Below are 16,542 nucleotides of genomic sequence, written 5' to 3' on the forward strand. Positions count from 1 at the left end.
GTGTCCTGTAAAGGCTCAGGCAGTCGCAAGACCATGCTCGCGCAACGTGGCAAGCAGGGGCAGCAGGGGGAGACCGAGAATGGTGAAATAATCACCCTCGATGGCCTCGAACAGGGTCACGCCCAGCCCTTCGAGCTGATAGCAGCCGACGCTGCCCAGGATCGACTCTCCCGCTCGGGCAAGATAATCGTCGAGAAAGGCATCCGAGAAATTGCGCATGGTGAGGCGGGCGCTGGCAACGCCGCTCGCCAGAACCTCTCCATCCCTCGCCAGGGCATAGGCGGAATGGAGTTCGTGGCACCGCCCGCGCAAAACAAGAAGCTTGTCGCGGGCCTCCGCCAGCGTGGCCACCTTGGAAAAGCGCTGCTCGCCCAAAGCCATGGTCTGATCGGCGCCAATCACCACGGCACCCGGCTCGGTGCGCGAAACGGCCAGAGCCTTTTCACGGGCGAGTGCCTCGGCAACCCGGTCGGGAGCCAGGTTGTCCGCCTGCCATCGGCGTTCGAAGCCACGCTCGTCGATCGCTGCCGGGATCGTCTCGATCGCAAGCCCGGCCGCCCTCAGCATCTCGCCGCGAATGGCGGATTTGGAGGCCAGTACAAAGCGCGCTGATACTCCGGCAGCTTGATCCTGAGCCCGACCGTCAACTTTTTTCATTGGTCTGAAAATCCCGTTTTTCTGCCTTGCCTTAGCAGCCCATCCGGCTTTTGCGTAGGGTAGCGGCCAAAAATGCCGCATGATCGCTGCTTTCAGCCGCAGGGGTTGCCTGAAAATCCTGCACACCGGCCCGTTGCAAACCAGCTGATATTGTGATCACATTATCGAAAGCCAAGAAAAATGAACCGAGACGAGCCTGGCCGCGAGCCAAGGCAGATGAGGGGTTGTGCGTGCCGGACGGAACGGTTGTCAATTCAATCGAAGTTCGCGATGTGCGGAAGGTTTTCGGCGCTGGCGACAGTGCCTTCGTCGCTCTGGATACGGTGAGCGTATCCATTCGCCAGAATGAGTTCTTTACCCTGCTCGGACCATCCGGCTGCGGCAAGACCACGCTGTTGCGCCTGATCGCAGGGTTCGATTTCCCCACCTCCGGGCAGATCCTGCTCTATGGCGAAGACATTGCCAGCCTGCCGCCCTTCAAGCGGCCGGTCAACACCGTGTTCCAGAGCTATGCCCTCTTCCCGCACATGTCGGTGGCCGAGAATATCGGCTTCGGCCTGGAGATGCTGGGCAAGCCCAAGGCCGAAATCGGGGCACGCGTTGCGCAGATGCTGCGCCTGGTGCGCATGGAGCACCTGGCCGATCGCAAGACCAGCCAGATCTCCGGCGGCCAGCAGCAGCGTGTCGCCCTCGCGCGCGCTTTGGCGCCCCAACCCAAGGTGCTGTTGCTCGACGAGCCCCTGTCGGCACTCGACTACAAGCTGCGCAAGGAGATGCAGCTCGAGCTCAAGCGCCTGCAGCACGAGACCGGCATCACCTTCATCTTCGTCACGCATGACCAGGAGGAAGCCCTGGCCATGTCGGACCGTATCGCAGTGATGTCCGCAGGGCGGATCCTGCAGGTGGGCGCCCCGCGCGACATCTACGACACGCCGGCCGAGCGCTTCGTCGCCGAGTTCATCGGCGAGACCAATTTCATCGAAACCGATTTTCTGGGCCGCGACGGCGCCCAGGCGCGCGTCAAGCTGCCTTCGGGGCGCGAGATCAAGGCCGGCCTCAGCGACGGGCATCAGCCCGCCGACAAGACCTGGCTGGTGGTGCGTCCCGAACATGCGCAGCTCACCACCGGCGAAGACGCTCTCCTGGCCGGTACGGTCGAGAATGTCGTCTATCTCGGCACCGATACGCATTTTCACCTGCGTCTCGATCACGGGCCCCGCTTCACCGTGCGCCGGCAGAATACAAGCGCTCAGGCCGCAGGCGGCGACACTTTCACCGGCTCCAGCGAGAGCTTCCAGCCGGGCCAGCGCGCCGGCGTGGTCTTCGCCGAAGGCACAGCCCGGGTGTTGAGGGACTGATGGCAGAGGCCGCCGAAATCGCATCCAAAGCCCGGCGGAGCGAAATCCGCAATCGCTGGCTGCTCTCCACCCCCGCCTTGCTGGTGATCCTGCTCGCGGCCACCGGCCCGCTCCTGATCGTGCTGATCTATTCCTTCCTGGAGCCCGGTCCCTATGGCGACGTGAAATGGAACTTCTCCACGGAGGCCTGGACCTCGGTGTTCTTCGAACGCGACATGTTCGACGACACGCTGTCGCTGGCCAGCGCCCACCTCACCATCTTCTGGCGCTCGGTGAAGCTGGCGCTGATGACCACGGTGGTCACCTTGGCGTTCGGCTTTCCCACCGCCTATTTCATCTCGACGCGACCGGCCAACCGGCGTGACCTCTGGCTGTTCCTGATCACCATTCCGTTCTGGACCAATCTTCTGATCCGCACCTTCGCCGTGCTGCAGATCATCCGGAACGAGGGCCTGTTCAACACGATGCTGATCAAGCTTGGCGTGATCTCGGCGCCGTTGCAGATCCTCTATACCGATACCGCCATCCTGGCGGGCATGGCCTATGTCTATCTGCCGCTGATGGTGCTGCCGATCTATGCCAGCATGGAAAAGTTCGACTTCCGTCTGGTCGAAGCGGGCTATGACCTCTATGCCAGCCGCTTCCAGGTACTCCGCCGCATCATCGTGCCGTTGACCAAGCCCGGCATCGTCGCCGGCTCCATCCTGGTGTTCATCCCGGCGCTCGGCGCCTATGTCACGCCGAACCTGCTCGGCGGCGGCAAGAACATGATGCTGTCCAACCTTATCGAGCTGCAATTCGGCCAGGGCCGCAACTGGCCGCTGGGTGCCTCGCTCTCCATCACGGTGATGGCGATCGTGATGGTGGCGCTGCTGGTCTATGTGCGCAACACCGGCGGTTCGGGAGTGAAACATGGCTGAGCCCTTCTCCATCCGCCGCCAGCCCGGCTTCACCACCATCGCGCTCCTCTGCTTCGTGCTGCTCTATCTGCCGATCGTGGTGATGGTTGTTTATGCCTTCAACGAAGCGACATCGGTCTCCACCTGGGGTGGCTTTTCGCTGAAATGGTTCACGGCGACCTGGAACAACGACCAGGTGGTCGACGCCACGCTGCGCTCCTTCCAGATCGCCACCGTCGCCGCGGTGCTCTCCACCATCTGCGCCACCATGGCGGCCCTGGCGACCACGCGCACCGAAGCCTATCGGGGACTCACCTTCACCTATTCGGCCATCAACCAGCCACTGATGGTGCCGGAAATCGTCACCGGCGTGGCGCTGCTGATCTTCTTCTCCCGCATCAAGATCGTCACCGGCTATGATGGCCTGGCTTATCTGATCGCCGCCCATACGGCCTTCTGCGTGCCCTTCGCCTATCTGCCGATCCGGGCACGTCTGGAGGGCATGGACCTGACTTTGGAGCGCGCGGCCGCCGATCTCTATGCCACGCCATGGCGAACCTTCCGGCGCGTGACGCTGCCGCTGCTCTGGCCTGGCATCCTCGCCGGCCTGATGCTGGCCTTCGTCACCTCGCTCGACGACGTGGTGATCACCGAATTCGTCAAATCCGGTGGCCAGGATACGCTGCCGACCTACATGCTCGGCCAGCTGCGCCGCGGTGTCACACCCGAAGTCAATGCGCTGTCGACGGTCTTCCTGCTGCTATCCGTCGTCATCGTCACGATTTTCTTCTTCATCAGCAGGAAGAAAGACTGATGCGCCGGGCGGAGCGAAGCTCGCATCTTCGCCCGGCCGCCGCATCGCCACTCAGGTTGGGGGCAATAGAGCTCAAGCCGGTGCCCCGGCTTTGTAACGGGAGACAGAGATGAACTGGAAATCCACGGCCACGGCCGCCGCGTTGGCGCTGCTCGCATCCACGAGCCTCGCCAGCGCGGAGGGCGCGCTCAACATCTTCAACTGGGGCAACTACACCAGCCCTGAGATGATCAAGAAGTTCGAGCAGAAATACAACGTCAAGGTCACCATCACCGACTACGACTCCAACGACACGGCACTCGCCAAGGTGCGCCAGGGCGGCACGGGCTACGACATCGCCATGCCCTCGCAGAACTTCATCCCGATCTGGATCTCTGAAGGCCTAGTCCAGGAGGTCGATCCCTCCAAGATGGAGAACTTCAAGAACGTCGCCAAGCAGTGGGCCGATCCGCCCTTCGATCCCGGCCGCAAATATTCGGTGCCATGGGCCTGGGGCACGGTCGGTGTCGTGGTCAATACCGACGTCTACAAGGGTGACATCAACACCTGGGGCATCATCTTCGACACGCCGGCCGAGCTGAAGGGCAAGACCAATGTCGTGCCGGAGATGAACGACGTCATCCACGCCGCCCTGCGCTACAATGGCGGCAAGATGTGCGACGGCGATAAGACGCTGCTCAAGAAGGTGCGCGACACCCTGGTCAAGGCCAAGCCGAACTGGATCGCCATGGAATACAACACAATCGAGAAGATGGGTGCCGGCGACTTCAAGGCTTCCAGCGATTGGAACGGCTCGGCCTTGCGCCAGCGCCTGGGCCACCCGCAGATCCATTACGGCTATCCCAAGGAGGGCGTGCAGCTCTGGAGCGACAACATCGTCGTGCTGAAGGAAGCCAAGAATGTCGAGAACGCCAAGCTGTTCATGAACTTCATGATGGATCCTGAAAACGCCGCCTTGAACTCGGCCTTCCATCGCTATGCCAACGGCATCGCCGGTTCGGAGAAGTTCATGCCTGCTGACATGAAGGACGCACCGGAGGTCAATGTGCCGGAAGAGGTCATGAAGACCGCCGAGTTCTCGCATGCCTGCCCGCCCGAGGTGACCGAGCTCTACAGCAAGATCTGGACCGAGCTGCAGAAGTAAGGGCCGCATTTCGACGCATCAAGCCCTCTCCCTCCTACAAAGGGGGAGGGCCCTCGACATTCCCTCCTTTCGCTCCAGCCGCCTCATTTTATCGATCATCATGCCTCTTTCAGCCTTCGAAACCGCCTACGGCTTTCGCCGTGATGCCGTACAGCTCAGCAATTGGCGCCAGGCGCCCTGGAATGTCTGGGCCTTCCGCAACGTCTCCGAACTGGTGCCGACTGCGCGGATTGCCGCCGAAGCCGCCGGGCACGAGACGCCGGACGCCGATCCCTCCGGTCTGCTGCGTGAAATCCTGACGATCGACGGCGACAGCCGTTCCCTCGCCGACATCCTGGCGCAGACGTCCACCGACGCCCTGGTGGTGATGAAGGCAGGCCGCTTCGTTGCTGACTTCCACGCCCCGCACTTCACCAGCGCGAGCCGGCACATCGTCTTTTCCATCTCCAAGTCGCTGACCGCGATCCTCGCCGGTGTCGCAGAGAACGAAGGCCGGCTCGATCCCGAAGCTCCTATCGTCGACTATGTGCCCGAAGTCGCCGGCTCGGCCTTTGCCGATGCCAGTGTGCGCCACCTGCTCGACATGCGCGTCAGCCTCTCTTTCGAGGAAGCCTATCTCGATCCCGCCGGCGAATTCGCTCGCTATCGGCGTGCCACCTTGTGGAATCCCTCGGCGCCGGGTCAGGATCCCGGAACGTTGCTCGGCTTCATCGCCTCCATGCCCAAGGGCGTTGGTGAGCATGGCGGCCCCTTCCGCTACCGCTCGCCCAATTCCGATCTGCTCGGCATCGTGGTCGAACGGGCCAGCGGCGAGCGCTACGCCGATTACGCCTCCTCCCGCTTGTGGCAAAAACTCGGCGCCCGCCAGGATGGCACCGTCACGGTCGATGCCGGGGGCACGGCCCGCGCCGCGGGCGGCATAAGCATGAGCGCGCGGGATCTTGCCCGTGTCGGCGAAATGATGCGCCAAGGCGGCAGCTTGGAGGGCACCCGTATCGTCTCGCAGGCCTGGGTTGATGACACCTGCCGGGGCGGCAGCAGCGAGGCCTGGCAGCGGGGCGACTTCGTGCATCTGCTTGGCCAGGGCCGCTACCGCAATAAATGGTATCAGACCGGCTATGCCAATGGCGCCTTCCTGGCCATCGGCATTCATGGCCAGTGGCTTTATGTGAACCCGGCCACCGAAGTGGTTGTTGTCAAGCTGTCCTCGCAGCCCGAGCCGGTGGACGATGCGACCGACAAGCTCAATCTCCAGCTATTCGAGGCCCTGGCTACGAGGGTCTAAGGGTATGGCCGGCCGGTCTGGACGGGCTCATCGCCTCGCAAGACCGGTCGGCAGCCGCACCGCCACCAGCCAGAACACCAGGCCGCACGATGCACCCAGCGTGCCGAAACCCGTGGCATTCATGGCAAGATCGGGATTCTCTGACAAAATCTGCGCGGTGCGGATAGTCTCGAAATACGCGGCGACAGCAAAAGCCGCGGCTGCGGCGATGTAAAGCCAGGGCGACCTCCATCCAATCAGTTGGACGGCTCCCCTGACAAGCAAGGCGGGAATGACGCCAAACATCGCCGTCAGCGCGGCCAGAGTCGCGACTGGGGTCTCGACCGGGAAGGCTTCTTGCAGATTCAAGGGGAAGAGCTTTCCCCTTGCAGCGCTGCCACGCCGACGTGAACCAGCGCCGCCATGAGCGAGGCCAGGGCAATGCCCAGCAGGCTGAAAGCCAAATAAAAAAGCAGAACGAGCGCCGGATGATCGCGTGGCGGCCATAGGGTCAGATCCTCAGTCATTCACACCCCGCTCGCACTGGCCGATCAAGCCTCCTCATTCTATGCCAGACCACAAAGGGATGAGCCGTCCCGTCCCGCGCGGCCTCCCGTGAATTCACAGCAAAATCGCCTCAGCCGACACCTCGCCCGTTCCTGGTGCGCGATGGCCCCTGGCCAGCCGCGTTCATGCCGGCCGCCACGAGCATTGCATCCTCCTTTCTCTTGTTGTACGTTTGTTCAATAAGAAAGAGCAATAGCCGCGGCGGAGGATGCTCGGCACCGGGAAACGTTTATACCTGCCCTTGCCGATCATCCGATCTTTCGCGGCCGTGCCTGTGCAGCCAGAGAACGGAAAGACACCATGCCTCTTCATATCGGGACGCGTTGTATCGCCGCCACCACCCTGTTCTTCATTGCCATGACCGGGGCCGAGGCGGCTTCCATCCGCGTCAGCCTTGCCGCCGAGCCCTATCCGCCTTTCGCGGCCAAGGATGCCGAAGGGCGATGGGCCGGTTTCGAAGTCGATCTCGCCAAGGCCGTGTGCAAGGCCGCCAAGCTCGATTGCGAGATCGTGCAGACCGCCTGGGACGGCATCATCCCGGCGCTCAATTCAAACAAGATCGACGTGATCTGGGCCTCGATGGGCATCACGCCGGAACGCTCCCGGCAGGTCGCCTTCACCATTCCCTATTATACCACCCCAGCCCATTTCGTCGGCGCCAAGGGCGACAGCTTCGACTTCTCGCCCGGCGGCCTGAAGGGCAAGACCGTTGGCGTGCAGACGAGCACGATCTATGCCGATTATATCGCTCGCGCCTATCCCGAGGCTATCGTGAAGACCTACTCGACCCAGGATGCCGCCAATGCCGATCTCGTCGCCGGCCGGCTCGATCTCGGTCTGGCCGACAGCATTGCGCTGGCCGACTTTCTCAAGGGTGGGGATGGCGAATGCTGCGAGGTCAAGAACATACCCAAGGACCCGATTTTCGAGGGGGGTATCGCCGGCGGCCTGCGCAAGAGCGATATCGACTTGAAGGCCAAGCTCGATGCGGGCATCACTGCCGTTTACAAGAGCGGTGAGTTCGACAAGCTCGCCAAGACATATTTCAGCTTCGATATCGGCACGCCGCCCAAGGATTGAGGGCGTCAGGCCGGTGCCGGGAGAAAGCGATCCGGTTTGACCTCAACCTCGCCTGCACCGCCCCGCCCAGCCAAGCGCCCCCCCCGGTTCAACCGCGAAACCGCGGAAGTCCGCCGGCGTCAGCTGATCGAGGCGGCCATACGCGCCCTGGCCAAGGGCGGTATCGCCGCCTTTACCATCGACAGCATCTGCAAGGAAGCCCAGGTCTCGCGCGGCCTGATCAACCACCACTTCGGCAGCCTCGACGATCTCCTGGTCGAGGTCTACCAGTCTTCGCTCTACGAAAGCGTCAGCGAGCATATCGCGCAGGCCCGCCGGCAGCGGGAAAACCCGGCGCAGCGCCAGCCCGAGACCGTCCTGCTCGGGCTGGTGCGCTCCAATTTCCAGCCTCGCTCCTTCACACGCGACAATCTCCTGGTCTGGCTGGCGCTCTGGGGCGAGATCGCGGTCAATGACAAGCTGCGCCAGGCCCATCGCCGCCTCTACGAGGCTTACCGCAGCGAGTTGGCCCTCGAAATCACCGCCATCGCCGCCCATCGCGGCCGGCAGGTCGATGCCGCCGGGCTCGCCCGCAACTTCATCGCCTTGGTCGATGGCCTCTGGCTGGAATGGTGTCTCGACGACAAGGTGGTAACCCCGGCCGAGGCCGAGGAAGCCAGTCTCGGCCTGCTGGAAAGCGCGCTGGGTCCCTTGCGATAGGTGCAGGACAGATCAGGCCGGTATCGGCCGTTCCCGGCGCGGCGCGATCTCGGCCGGCGGCCTGTCGAACTCGCGAGCCCAGCGATGGCCGGCATGCACCGCATCGGCGATCGACGAGGGTGCCAGGCAATCGCCGACGCGGGTAACGGAACGGATGCCGGCCGCTTGCCATTGCCCCGTCATGGCCGTGAGATCGCGATAAAGGCTATCCGCCGCCACCCGCCCGGTGACCAGGATGAGCGTGCCGAATTCGTGCCTGCGGATCCGCCCGGTATAGACACAAGCCAGTTCCGCCACGCCATTGGCAGCACTAGTGAGACGTTGACTGAGCAGCGGCCTCACGCCGAGTTCCAACAAACGCTTCTGGATGAAGAATTGTTCGTCGGTCATCACTGTCCAACTCGACAGCATGGCCGCCGGTGTCACCAGATACACCTGGTGACCTTCCTTGCTCAATTTATCGGCCAGCGCACCGCCGACGGCGTAATGCTCGTCATCATAGATCAGCACCGGCCCACTGATCTCGGCGCCGGCGAAGACGTCGTCGGGCGTGAGTATCGCGCCGGCACCGAGTTCCGCCGCTTCCTCGCCAAGACTCCCGATACCGTCGCGCCGCCAGCGGCTGCCGGTAGCCAGCACGACATGGTCGGCCTCGAGCGCCAGAATATCCTCGGCGCTCAACCGACTTTCGGGAAAGAGGTCGATGGCCGGGAGCTTGCCGATCATATGCAGGCGATAGTCGCGCACGCGGACCCAACTGGCGAGCCCGGGCAGGCTGGATTCGCGATTGATGCGCCCGCCGAGCTTGCGCCCGGCCTCGGCCAGCATCACCCGATGGCCGCGCCGCCCGAGGGTGAGGGCGCATTCCAGGCCCGCCGGGCCGCTTCCCACCACCAGCACGCGCGAGGACGATGCGGCCGCCTCGATGCGCTCGGGATGCCAGCCGCGGCGCCATTCTTCGCCAATGGTGGGGTTTTGCGTGCAGCGCAGCGGCACGGCCTCGTTGTTGGCCGAGCGGCAGATGTTGCAGCCGATGCATTCACGGATCTCGTCTTCGCGGCCTTCGTCGATTTTCCTCGGCAGGAAGGGATCGGCGATGGAGGGACGGGCGGCGCCGATGAAATCCTGGATGCCGCGCCGGATTTGGCTCACCATGCTGTCGGGCGAGGTGAACCGCCCGACGCTCACCACCGGCTTGGTGGTGAGGCCCTTGACGAAGCCGACATGCTCCTCCTGGAAACCCTCGTCGCTGAAGCGGGCGGAGCGGGAATCATTGCCGAGCGAGCCGGAGACGTTGACGTCCCATAGATCCGGCAGCTCTGCCAGCATGGCCAGGATTTCCCGACCTTCCCCTTGCGAGGTGATGCCGCGGGACCCGTGCAATTCGTTGACCGACAGGCGCACGGCAACCGCGCAGCGATCCCCGACGGCCTCATGCGTGTCCTCGATCAACTCCCGCAGCAGCCTGACGCGATTGGCGAGGCTGCCGCCATATTCGTCCCCGCGCAGATTGAGGCGGGGCGACAGGAATTGGAACGGCAGATAATCGTGGCCGGCATAGCAATAGACAATGTCGAAGCCGGCCCGTTTGGCCCGCAGGGCTGCGTCGCGGTGCCAGGTTCGGAAGGCCTTGATATCGGCCTTGTCCATGGCGCGCGCGCTGCCCGGCTGCGGAATCAGAGCCGGACGGGCCGACGGCGCCAGGATCGGCTCGCGCGTGAGGCGATTATTGGCATGTGAACCGCCATGCCACAGCTCCACGCCGGCCAGGCTACCATGGGCATGGATGGCCTCGACGGTGGGCATGAGCGCCCTGATATCGTCCTCGTCCCACAGCGTCAGAAAGCCGAACGGGGAATCGTCCGAACTGGGGTGAATCGAGCAATATTCCGTGCAGACCACGCCCCAGCCGCCTTCGGCCTTGATGCCGCGCAGCTTGGCGCCGCTTTCAGGCTTGACATAGCCCATGCCGGTGGCGTGCGGCGTCTGGTAGAAGCGGTTGGGTGCGGTGACTGGACCGATCCGAACCGGCTCGAACAGGATGTCGTATCGCGGATTGCGGGGCATCTCGGATCAATCTCTTGTTGAACAATTGTACAACAAGAATAGGCTTTTTACGGCAGAACACAAGCCACCTCCGGAGCCTGGCCGAGACTCAGGCTAAACGTGGCGACCAATCAATCGGGGTGGGGTGGCTAGCCCCTCAAAAGGCGGTCGGGCAGTCGTACGGCCACCAGCCAGAACACCAGGCCGCACAGTGCGCCCATCAAACCGAAGCCGAGGGCCACGCCGGCAAGTTCGGCGCTCCCGTTGGAAATCCATTCGGTACCGAACATCAGATAGACGGAGCCGACGGCCGCGACGATCGCGGCCGCCGCCATATAGGGCCAGGGCGTCTGCCAGCCGAGCAGATGCATGAGGGCGCGGGTCAGGAGTGCCGGCAGGCCGGCTAGCAACGCGGTCATATAGGCCAAGGCACCGATCAGGGTCGGGACATCACCGGCGTCACTGAGACCGGCGTCGGACCGGACCATCATCGCGCCGATATAGGTCAGGGCCGCGGTGAGCGAAGCGAGGGCGATACCGATAAGGCTGAAGGCGAGGTAGACGAGAAAACCCAGAACGGGCCGGGGTCTCGGCGCCACGGGCGTTGCATCGGCGATCATCGTCAATCGTTCCCAAACCTGTTCAGCTTGCCGTGGGTGGAGAGACCGTTTTCGCCGGCTTGACCGGATCGGGTCGGCGGATCTTCCCGGTTTCCGCCAGCTCCTTGAGCTGCACCAGCGAGATCTCCTCGAGTGCACCTATGGCCTTGTCGGCCAAGAAATAGCCGGCCCAGCGCTTGAAGGTTGTATCCAGCGCAACATCGGTCGCCCATTCAAGCTCGGTATTGCCACTGCCGCCGAGATCGAAACGAAAGCGCCCCGACAGCCAGTCGGGGACATCGACGGCAATGGCAACATGCCGATCGGCCTCGCTCTCGACGATTTCGAGCTGGCCGAGGATCTCCAGCTGCCGATCGGATGCGTTGCGAACCAACCAGATCTGTTTCTGGCCGACGCCGGATGGAGGCCCGCTGATCGTCGCCGGGCCGGCCTGATCTGGTCGTTGCGCCGGATTCGTACTGGTGAACAGCCACCACTGGTCGAAGGTTTTGAGGTCGTTGATCAGGGCGAACACGGCGGAAGGCGGCCGGCCGATCTCCATCTTGCGATAGATGCTGGCATGGTCAGGCAGAAGAGAGCCTCCGCCGTAATAGGCCAGGAGAATGCATCCCAGGATTCCCGCCAACCACGCCAGAACCCGCATGCGCTCTTCCTCACGTCTCCACGATGCGGGCGCGGCGATGGGCGCGCAACAGGCCCTGGATGGCTGCGGCCGTCTCCTCGATCGAACGGCGGGTGACGTCGATCATCGGCCAGCCGCGCTGGGAGAATAGGCGCCTGGACTGGGCGATCTCCTCGGCCACCGACATGCGATCGGTGTAGGTGTCGACTTCGTGGTGGGGGCTGAGCGTCAGCACGCGGTTCTCGCGGATCTGCACGATACGTTCGGGCGAGGCGAACAGGCCGACAATCAGCGGATTTTTCAGATGTTCGACCTCCGGCGGCAGGGGCACGCCCGGCACCAGGGGAATATTGGCGGTTTTCACTCCACGATGAGCCAGATAGATCGAAGTCGGCGTCTTGGAGGTTCTGCTGACGCCGAGCAGCAGCACGTCGGCTTCGTCGTAATCGGTCGGCATCAGCCCGTCATCATGCATCATCGTGTAGTTGAGAGCGTCGATGCGGCGGAAATAGTCGGCATTCAGCACATGCTGGGCACCGGGCTTCACCATCACTTCGGTGCCGAGATAGGATTTGAACAGGTCGAAGATCGGCTGCAGTACCGACAGCACCGGAGCGCCCATTTCGCGGCAGCTACGCTCCAGCCGCTCCGCCAGTTGGGGCTCAACCAGGGTGTAGAGCACCACACCCGGATTGGCTTCGATCTCCGCAATGGTGCGATCGAGATCGCGTTCGCTGCGCACCAGCGGGTAGATGTGTTCAAGCGCCGAGACCGCCGGATATTGGGCAGCGACGGCTCGCCCGGCCATGATCAAGGTCTCACCGGTGGAGTCCGAAACCAGGTGAAGGTGGAAGAAGCTTCTTGTGACCATGACAGGACCTAAGCAGAGTTTCCCGGCAAGGTCCACAGATGGGCTTCGCCGGAAAACGCCGAAATGGGTTGGTAACTTTCGGATTGGCGTGGGACGGCATTGTGGACAAGTGGGGACAGATGAAGCGCCTTAACCCGATCTTAAGAAGGCCTGTGGAAGAGTCCGATTTTTCATCAACAGGCTGATTGCTTGGGATGGGATTCCGTACGCTCGGCTGCAAAAGACTCATAAGCCGCTAAGTGCGAGTCTGCGCCCTCCCCCTTGGCTTGCTGCCATCGCCTTGATTCAACGGCCGGAATCCGCGCTGTTTTTTCCGCATTTTTCATATCGAATTTTTGGCGGCCTTCCCATGTCGCCTGTGAATAGATTGTGGACGGCGAGGAAGCACGGTAAACGAGGCGTTAAGAAGAAGGAGAATGAAGATTCATATCTCTCTTTTTTATTTTCTTTGGCGGTAGGCTGGATCGGGTGAATTCTTTCGCCGGGCTGGATTTCCGAACGCCCCTCCCGAATGTATCTGATACGCCAGCGACGTTTCAATCTTTCAGCAGGGCGAGCCAATCGAGGTTCCGGTTCGATTCAGTGCCCTGTTTGGTGTTGCCCGGAGCAAAGCGCGTTTTGGTGGAAACGCCCTTTTGCTCTAGATCACTGGTTGGACGCGTCTTTGCGATTTGAGGTAATTCATTCAAACCACAAGACGCTTTGGAAAGTCTGACCGATATGACCAAACCTCTCCTCGACGTCCTTGCCGGCAAGGCCCAACCGGTACCGCCAGTCTGGCTGATGCGCCAAGCGGGACGATATCTGCCGGAATACCGGGCTATCAGGACCAAGGCTTCGGGCTTTTTGAATTTCTGCTACACGCCTGATCTCGCCGTGGAGGCGACCTTGCAGCCCATCAGGCGTTTCGGTTTCGATGCCGCCATTCTGTTCTCGGACATTCTGGTGGTGCCTGATGCCTTGGGGCAGAAGGTCTGGTTCGAGGAAGGTGAAGGCCCGCGGCTGGAGCCGGTCACGGACCTTGCCGGATTGGCCAAGCTCAAGTTCCGCGTGGATCTCGAACATCTGGCGCCGGTCTTCGAGACGATCCGCCAGGTCAAGACGGCGCTCCCGGCCGATGTGACCTTCCTCGGCTTTTGCGGGGCACCCTGGACGGTGGCCACCTATATGATCGCCGGCCGCGGGGTGAAGGACCAGGTGCCGGCCCGCCTTGCCGCTTATCAGGATCCGGCCTTCTTCACGGCTCTGATCGACCGGCTGGTATCGGCTTCGATCGATTATCTCGCTGCCCAGCTTGAAAATGGCGTCGACGCTGTCCAAATATTCGACAGTTGGGCCGGTATTCTCCCGCCGGATGAGTTCGTACGCTGGACGATCGAACCTAACAGGCGCATCGTCGACGGTGTCAGGGCGCGTCATCCGAAAGCCCGTATCATCGGTTTTCCGCGCGGCGCCGGATCCTTCTATCGCAATTATGCCGAGGCCGTGGCGGTGGATGCCGTCGGACTCGACTGGGCTGTTGATCCGGCCTGGGCCGTGCGCGAAGTGCAGCCGTTGAAACCGGTGCAAGGCAATCTCGATCCGCTTGCGCTCGTGGCAGGCGGCGATCCGCTTAACCGGGCACTCGACCGCATCCTCGAAACCCTTCCAGGCAGACCCTTCATCTTCAACCTGGGACACGGCATCGTGCCGCAGACCCCGATTGCCCATGTCGAACAGATGCTGAAGCGAATCAGGGGCTAGGGTTGCTAGTATCCAGTCCTGTTTGAATAGACGATGGACTGGCGACAGCCCATGCCGCAAAGCAGCCTTCCCCCGATGAGGAGAAGGGGCGGCAGCACCAAATAGCAGGAATGACGTGATGGAATACGGCGGTACGGCCTATGATCTCGTAAAGGCGGGGCACATTATCGCCGTGATCGCCTGGATGGCAGGCATGCTCTATCTGCCGCGCCTGTTCGTCTATCACGCCGAGGCTGCCAAGGGTTCGATCCAGAGCGAGACCTTCAAGGTGATGGAGCGTCGCCTGTTGAAGGCCATCATCAATCCGGCGATGGGCGCGACCTGGATTTTCGGCCTTCTCCTGGTGTGGTCGTCCGGTTTTTACCGCGCGCACTGGTTCGAAGCCAAATTTCTGCTCGTGCTTTTGCTTTCGGGCGTGCATGGCTGGTTGAGCAAGCTGACGCGGGAATTTGCCGAGGACCGCAATATTCGCCCGGCGAAATTCTTCCGGATGATCAACGAAATTCCCACCGTGCTGATGATCCTGATCGTCATCCTGGTGGTGGTGAAGCCTTTCTGAGGATTTCACGTTTTCTAAAATTGTCCGTTTTTTCAGAAATTGACTCTGCCGATCGCTTGCCGAGGCCAGCGGCCGGCTGTATAAAGTGCTTCTCCTCCCATTGCAGGCTGGCGTCTTGAGGGTATGGGTATTGAACCCGGCCACGGCGCTGACGCAAGACCAAGTCTGGCGATAACAAGACCTGTTCCCCCCAAAGAATCCTTCTATTCGCGCTTTTCAATGCGCGTCATGAAACGAATCGATCCTCCCAACAAGGACCCCCATGCGGGAAATCAAACTTCAGGATCTCAAATCCAAAACCCCAATCGAAATGCTTGCCTTTGCCGAGGAACTCGAGGTCGAGAACGCCTCCTCGATGCGCAAGCAGGAACTCATGTTCGCCGTGCTCAAGCAGCTCGCCAATCGCGAGGTCGAGATCGTCGGCGAGGGTGTCGTCGAGGTGCTACAGGACGGCTTCGCTTTCCTGCGCTCGCCGGAGGCCAATTATCTGCCCGGCCCCGATGACATCTATGTATCGCCTTCGCAGATCCGCAAATTCGGCCTGCGCACCGGCGATACGGTCGAGGGCATTATCCGCTCTCCCAAGGATGGCGAACGCTATTTCGCCCTGCTCAAGGTCAACACGATCAATTTCGAAGATCCGGACAAGACCAAGCACAAGATCAATTTCGATAACCTCACCCCGCTCTATCCCAACCAGCGCCTGAAGCTCGAAATCGGAGACGCCACCAAGAAGGACTATTCCTCGCGCGTCATCGATATCGTGGCCCCGATCGGCAAGGGCCAGCGCGCTCTGGTGGTCGCTCCGCCGCGTACCGGCAAGACCGTGCTCTTGCAGAACATCGCCCAATCGATCACCGCCAACCATCCCGAATGCTATCTGATCGTGCTGCTGATCGACGAGCGTCCGGAAGAAGTCACCGACATGCAGCGTTCGGTGAAGGGCGAGGTGGTGTCTTCTACCTTCGACGAGCCAGCCGCCCGCCACGTGCAGGTCTCGGAAATGGTGATCGAAAAGGCCAAGCGCCTGGTCGAGCATGGCCGCGATGTGGTCATCCTGCTCGATTCGATTACGCGTCTGGGCCGCGCCTACAACACCGTCGTGCCGTCCTCCGGCAAGGTGCTGACCGGTGGTGTCGACGCCAATGCCCTGCAGCGGCCCAAGCGCTTCTTCGGTGCCGCCCGTAACATCGAAGAGGGTGGCTCGCTGACCATCATCGCCACCGCGTTGATCGAAACCGGTTCGCGCATGGACGAGGTGATCTTCGAAGAGTTCAAGGGCACCGGCAATTCGGAAATCATTATGGACCGCAAGGTTTCCGACAAGCGCGTCTTCCCGGCGATCGACATCACCCGCTCGGGTACCCGTAAGGAAGAGCTGCTGGTTCCCAGCGATATCTTGAAGAAGATGTATGTGCTGCGCCGCATCCTCAACCCGATGGGTACGGTCGATGCCATCGAGTTCCTGCTCGACAAGCTCAGGCAGACCAAGCTCAACGCGGACTTCTTCGATTCGATGAATACCTGAGGCACATCAATCAGGATTGTCAGAGCGGCCCGGCAGCAATGCCGGGCCGTTTTGCTATGAGCACCGATTCG

18 protein-coding genes are annotated in these 16,542 nt (G+C 61.9%); 10 read left to right on the forward strand and 8 right to left on the reverse strand.

All coding sequences use genetic code 11. The annotated features are described in order from the left end of the window. Window positions 1–15: 15 nt before the first annotated feature. Window positions 16–657, reverse strand: a complete 642-nt coding sequence (locus ACN6KF_RS21980) for a Maf family protein (RefSeq protein WP_434958895.1) — start codon at window positions 655–657, stop codon at window positions 16–18. A 230-nt stretch (window positions 658–887) separates the two neighbouring features. Here ACN6KF_RS21980 and ACN6KF_RS21985 point away from each other — a divergent pair, with 230 nt between their 5' ends. From ACN6KF_RS21985 to ACN6KF_RS22005, 5 genes are all read left to right on the forward strand, one after another. Then, window positions 888–2,015, forward strand: coding sequence for an ABC transporter ATP-binding protein (locus ACN6KF_RS21985; RefSeq protein ID WP_434958896.1), 1,128 nt, complete (start codon window positions 888–890; stop codon window positions 2,013–2,015). Next, window positions 2,015–2,935, forward strand: coding sequence for an ABC transporter permease (locus ACN6KF_RS21990; RefSeq protein ID WP_434958897.1), 921 nt, complete (start codon window positions 2,015–2,017; stop codon window positions 2,933–2,935). Before ACN6KF_RS21985 ends, ACN6KF_RS21990 begins: the two co-directional genes overlap by 1 nt. Continuing rightward, window positions 2,928–3,728, forward strand: a complete 801-nt coding sequence (locus tag ACN6KF_RS21995) for an ABC transporter permease (RefSeq protein ID WP_434958898.1) — start codon at window positions 2,928–2,930, stop codon at window positions 3,726–3,728. The genes ACN6KF_RS21990 and ACN6KF_RS21995 overlap by 8 nt, the downstream gene beginning before the upstream one ends. 109 nt (window positions 3,729–3,837) lie before the next feature. Then, entirely contained in the window at window positions 3,838–4,872 is a 1,035-nt protein-coding gene (locus ACN6KF_RS22000; RefSeq protein WP_434958899.1) for an ABC transporter substrate-binding protein, read from the forward strand. A gap of 100 nt (window positions 4,873–4,972) precedes the next feature. Then, complete coding sequence (locus ACN6KF_RS22005) at window positions 4,973–6,157, forward strand: serine hydrolase domain-containing protein (protein WP_434958900.1); 1,185 nt, start codon at window positions 4,973–4,975, stop codon at window positions 6,155–6,157. Window positions 6,158–6,184: 27 nt separating this feature from the next. Here ACN6KF_RS22005 and ACN6KF_RS22010 read toward each other — a convergent pair whose 3' ends face one another. Beyond that, entirely contained in the window at window positions 6,185–6,505 is a 321-nt protein-coding gene (locus ACN6KF_RS22010; RefSeq protein ID WP_434958901.1) for a hypothetical protein, read from the reverse strand. Then, complete coding sequence (locus ACN6KF_RS22015) at window positions 6,502–6,663, reverse strand: hypothetical protein (protein ID WP_434958902.1); 162 nt, start codon at window positions 6,661–6,663, stop codon at window positions 6,502–6,504. The genes ACN6KF_RS22010 and ACN6KF_RS22015 overlap by 4 nt, the downstream gene beginning before the upstream one ends. A gap of 340 nt (window positions 6,664–7,003) precedes the next feature. Here ACN6KF_RS22015 and ACN6KF_RS22020 point away from each other — a divergent pair, with 340 nt between their 5' ends. Beyond that, the gene (locus ACN6KF_RS22020) at window positions 7,004–7,783 is read left to right on the forward strand and encodes a transporter substrate-binding domain-containing protein (RefSeq protein ID WP_434958903.1); all 780 of its coding nucleotides are present in this window, start codon (window positions 7,004–7,006) and stop codon (window positions 7,781–7,783) included. A gap of 36 nt (window positions 7,784–7,819) precedes the next feature. Beyond that, entirely contained in the window at window positions 7,820–8,482 is a 663-nt protein-coding gene (locus ACN6KF_RS22025; RefSeq protein WP_434958904.1) for a TetR/AcrR family transcriptional regulator, read from the forward strand. Between the two features lie 12 nt (window positions 8,483–8,494). On the opposite strand, the gene ACN6KF_RS22030 is transcribed toward ACN6KF_RS22025, so the two are convergent. The 5 genes from ACN6KF_RS22030 to ACN6KF_RS22050 form a co-directional block, all read right to left on the reverse strand. After that, window positions 8,495–10,549 carry an oxidoreductase gene (locus ACN6KF_RS22030; RefSeq protein WP_434958905.1) on the reverse strand — a complete coding sequence of 685 codons (2,055 nt, stop codon included), beginning with the start codon at window positions 10,547–10,549 and terminating at the stop codon, window positions 8,495–8,497. 128 nt (window positions 10,550–10,677) lie between these two features. Next, a complete protein-coding gene (locus ACN6KF_RS22035) occupies window positions 10,678–11,148 on the reverse strand; it encodes a hypothetical protein (RefSeq protein WP_434958906.1) in 471 nt (156 codons plus the stop codon). A 22-nt stretch (window positions 11,149–11,170) separates the two neighbouring features. Continuing rightward, window positions 11,171–11,791: an SRPBCC family protein gene (locus ACN6KF_RS22040; protein WP_434958907.1), complete on the reverse strand. Its 621-nt coding sequence runs from the start codon at window positions 11,789–11,791 to the stop codon at window positions 11,171–11,173. A gap of 10 nt (window positions 11,792–11,801) precedes the next feature. Beyond that, the gene (locus ACN6KF_RS22045; protein ID WP_434958908.1) at window positions 11,802–12,641 is read right to left on the reverse strand and encodes a pyruvate, water dikinase regulatory protein; all 840 of its coding nucleotides are present in this window, start codon (window positions 12,639–12,641) and stop codon (window positions 11,802–11,804) included. A 285-nt stretch (window positions 12,642–12,926) separates the two neighbouring features. Next, a complete protein-coding gene (locus ACN6KF_RS22050) occupies window positions 12,927–13,202 on the reverse strand; it encodes a hypothetical protein (protein WP_434958909.1) in 276 nt (91 codons plus the stop codon). 159 nt (window positions 13,203–13,361) lie between these two features. Between ACN6KF_RS22050 and hemE the strand changes: the two genes are divergently transcribed. From hemE to rho, 3 genes are all read left to right on the forward strand, one after another. Continuing rightward, window positions 13,362–14,384: a uroporphyrinogen decarboxylase gene (gene hemE, locus ACN6KF_RS22055; protein WP_434958910.1), complete on the forward strand. Its 1,023-nt coding sequence runs from the start codon at window positions 13,362–13,364 to the stop codon at window positions 14,382–14,384. A 118-nt stretch (window positions 14,385–14,502) separates the two neighbouring features. After that, a complete protein-coding gene (hemJ, locus tag ACN6KF_RS22060) occupies window positions 14,503–14,943 on the forward strand; it encodes a protoporphyrinogen oxidase HemJ (RefSeq protein ID WP_434958911.1) in 441 nt (146 codons plus the stop codon). A gap of 262 nt (window positions 14,944–15,205) precedes the next feature. Further along, entirely contained in the window at window positions 15,206–16,471 is a 1,266-nt protein-coding gene (gene rho / locus ACN6KF_RS22065; RefSeq protein ID WP_434958912.1) for a transcription termination factor Rho, read from the forward strand. The last annotated feature ends 71 nt before the right edge of the window (window positions 16,472–16,542 follow it).

Source organism: Labrys methylaminiphilus subsp. lupini, from assembly GCF_051161885.1.
Classification (GTDB): Bacteria; Pseudomonadota; Alphaproteobacteria; order Rhizobiales; family Labraceae; genus Labrys.

Coding starts and splice junctions, on each gene's coding strand:
- ACN6KF_RS22020 (WP_434958903.1), top strand. CDS start 7,004: ATGCCTCTTCATATCGGGACGCGTTGTATCGCCGCCACCACCCTGTTC.
- ACN6KF_RS22015 (WP_434958902.1), bottom strand. CDS start 6,663: ATGACTGAGGATCTGACCCTATGGCCGCCACGCGATCATCCGGCGCTC.
- ACN6KF_RS22000 (WP_434958899.1), top strand. CDS start 3,838: ATGAACTGGAAATCCACGGCCACGGCCGCCGCGTTGGCGCTGCTCGCA.
- ACN6KF_RS22045 (WP_434958908.1), bottom strand. CDS start 12,641: ATGGTCACAAGAAGCTTCTTCCACCTTCACCTGGTTTCGGACTCCACC.
- ACN6KF_RS22030 (WP_434958905.1), bottom strand. CDS start 10,549: ATGCCCCGCAATCCGCGATACGACATCCTGTTCGAGCCGGTTCGGATC.
- ACN6KF_RS22005 (WP_434958900.1), top strand. CDS start 4,973: ATGCCTCTTTCAGCCTTCGAAACCGCCTACGGCTTTCGCCGTGATGCC.
- ACN6KF_RS22035 (WP_434958906.1), bottom strand. CDS start 11,148: ATGATCGCCGATGCAACGCCCGTGGCGCCGAGACCCCGGCCCGTTCTG.
- hemE (WP_434958910.1), top strand. CDS start 13,362: ATGACCAAACCTCTCCTCGACGTCCTTGCCGGCAAGGCCCAACCGGTA.
- ACN6KF_RS21990 (WP_434958897.1), top strand. CDS start 2,015: ATGGCAGAGGCCGCCGAAATCGCATCCAAAGCCCGGCGGAGCGAAATC.
- ACN6KF_RS22040 (WP_434958907.1), bottom strand. CDS start 11,791: ATGCGGGTTCTGGCGTGGTTGGCGGGAATCCTGGGATGCATTCTCCTG.
- rho (WP_434958912.1), top strand. CDS start 15,206: ATGCGGGAAATCAAACTTCAGGATCTCAAATCCAAAACCCCAATCGAA.
- ACN6KF_RS21980 (WP_434958895.1), bottom strand. CDS start 657: ATGAAAAAAGTTGACGGTCGGGCTCAGGATCAAGCTGCCGGAGTATCA.
- hemJ (WP_434958911.1), top strand. CDS start 14,503: ATGGAATACGGCGGTACGGCCTATGATCTCGTAAAGGCGGGGCACATT.
- ACN6KF_RS21995 (WP_434958898.1), top strand. CDS start 2,928: ATGGCTGAGCCCTTCTCCATCCGCCGCCAGCCCGGCTTCACCACCATC.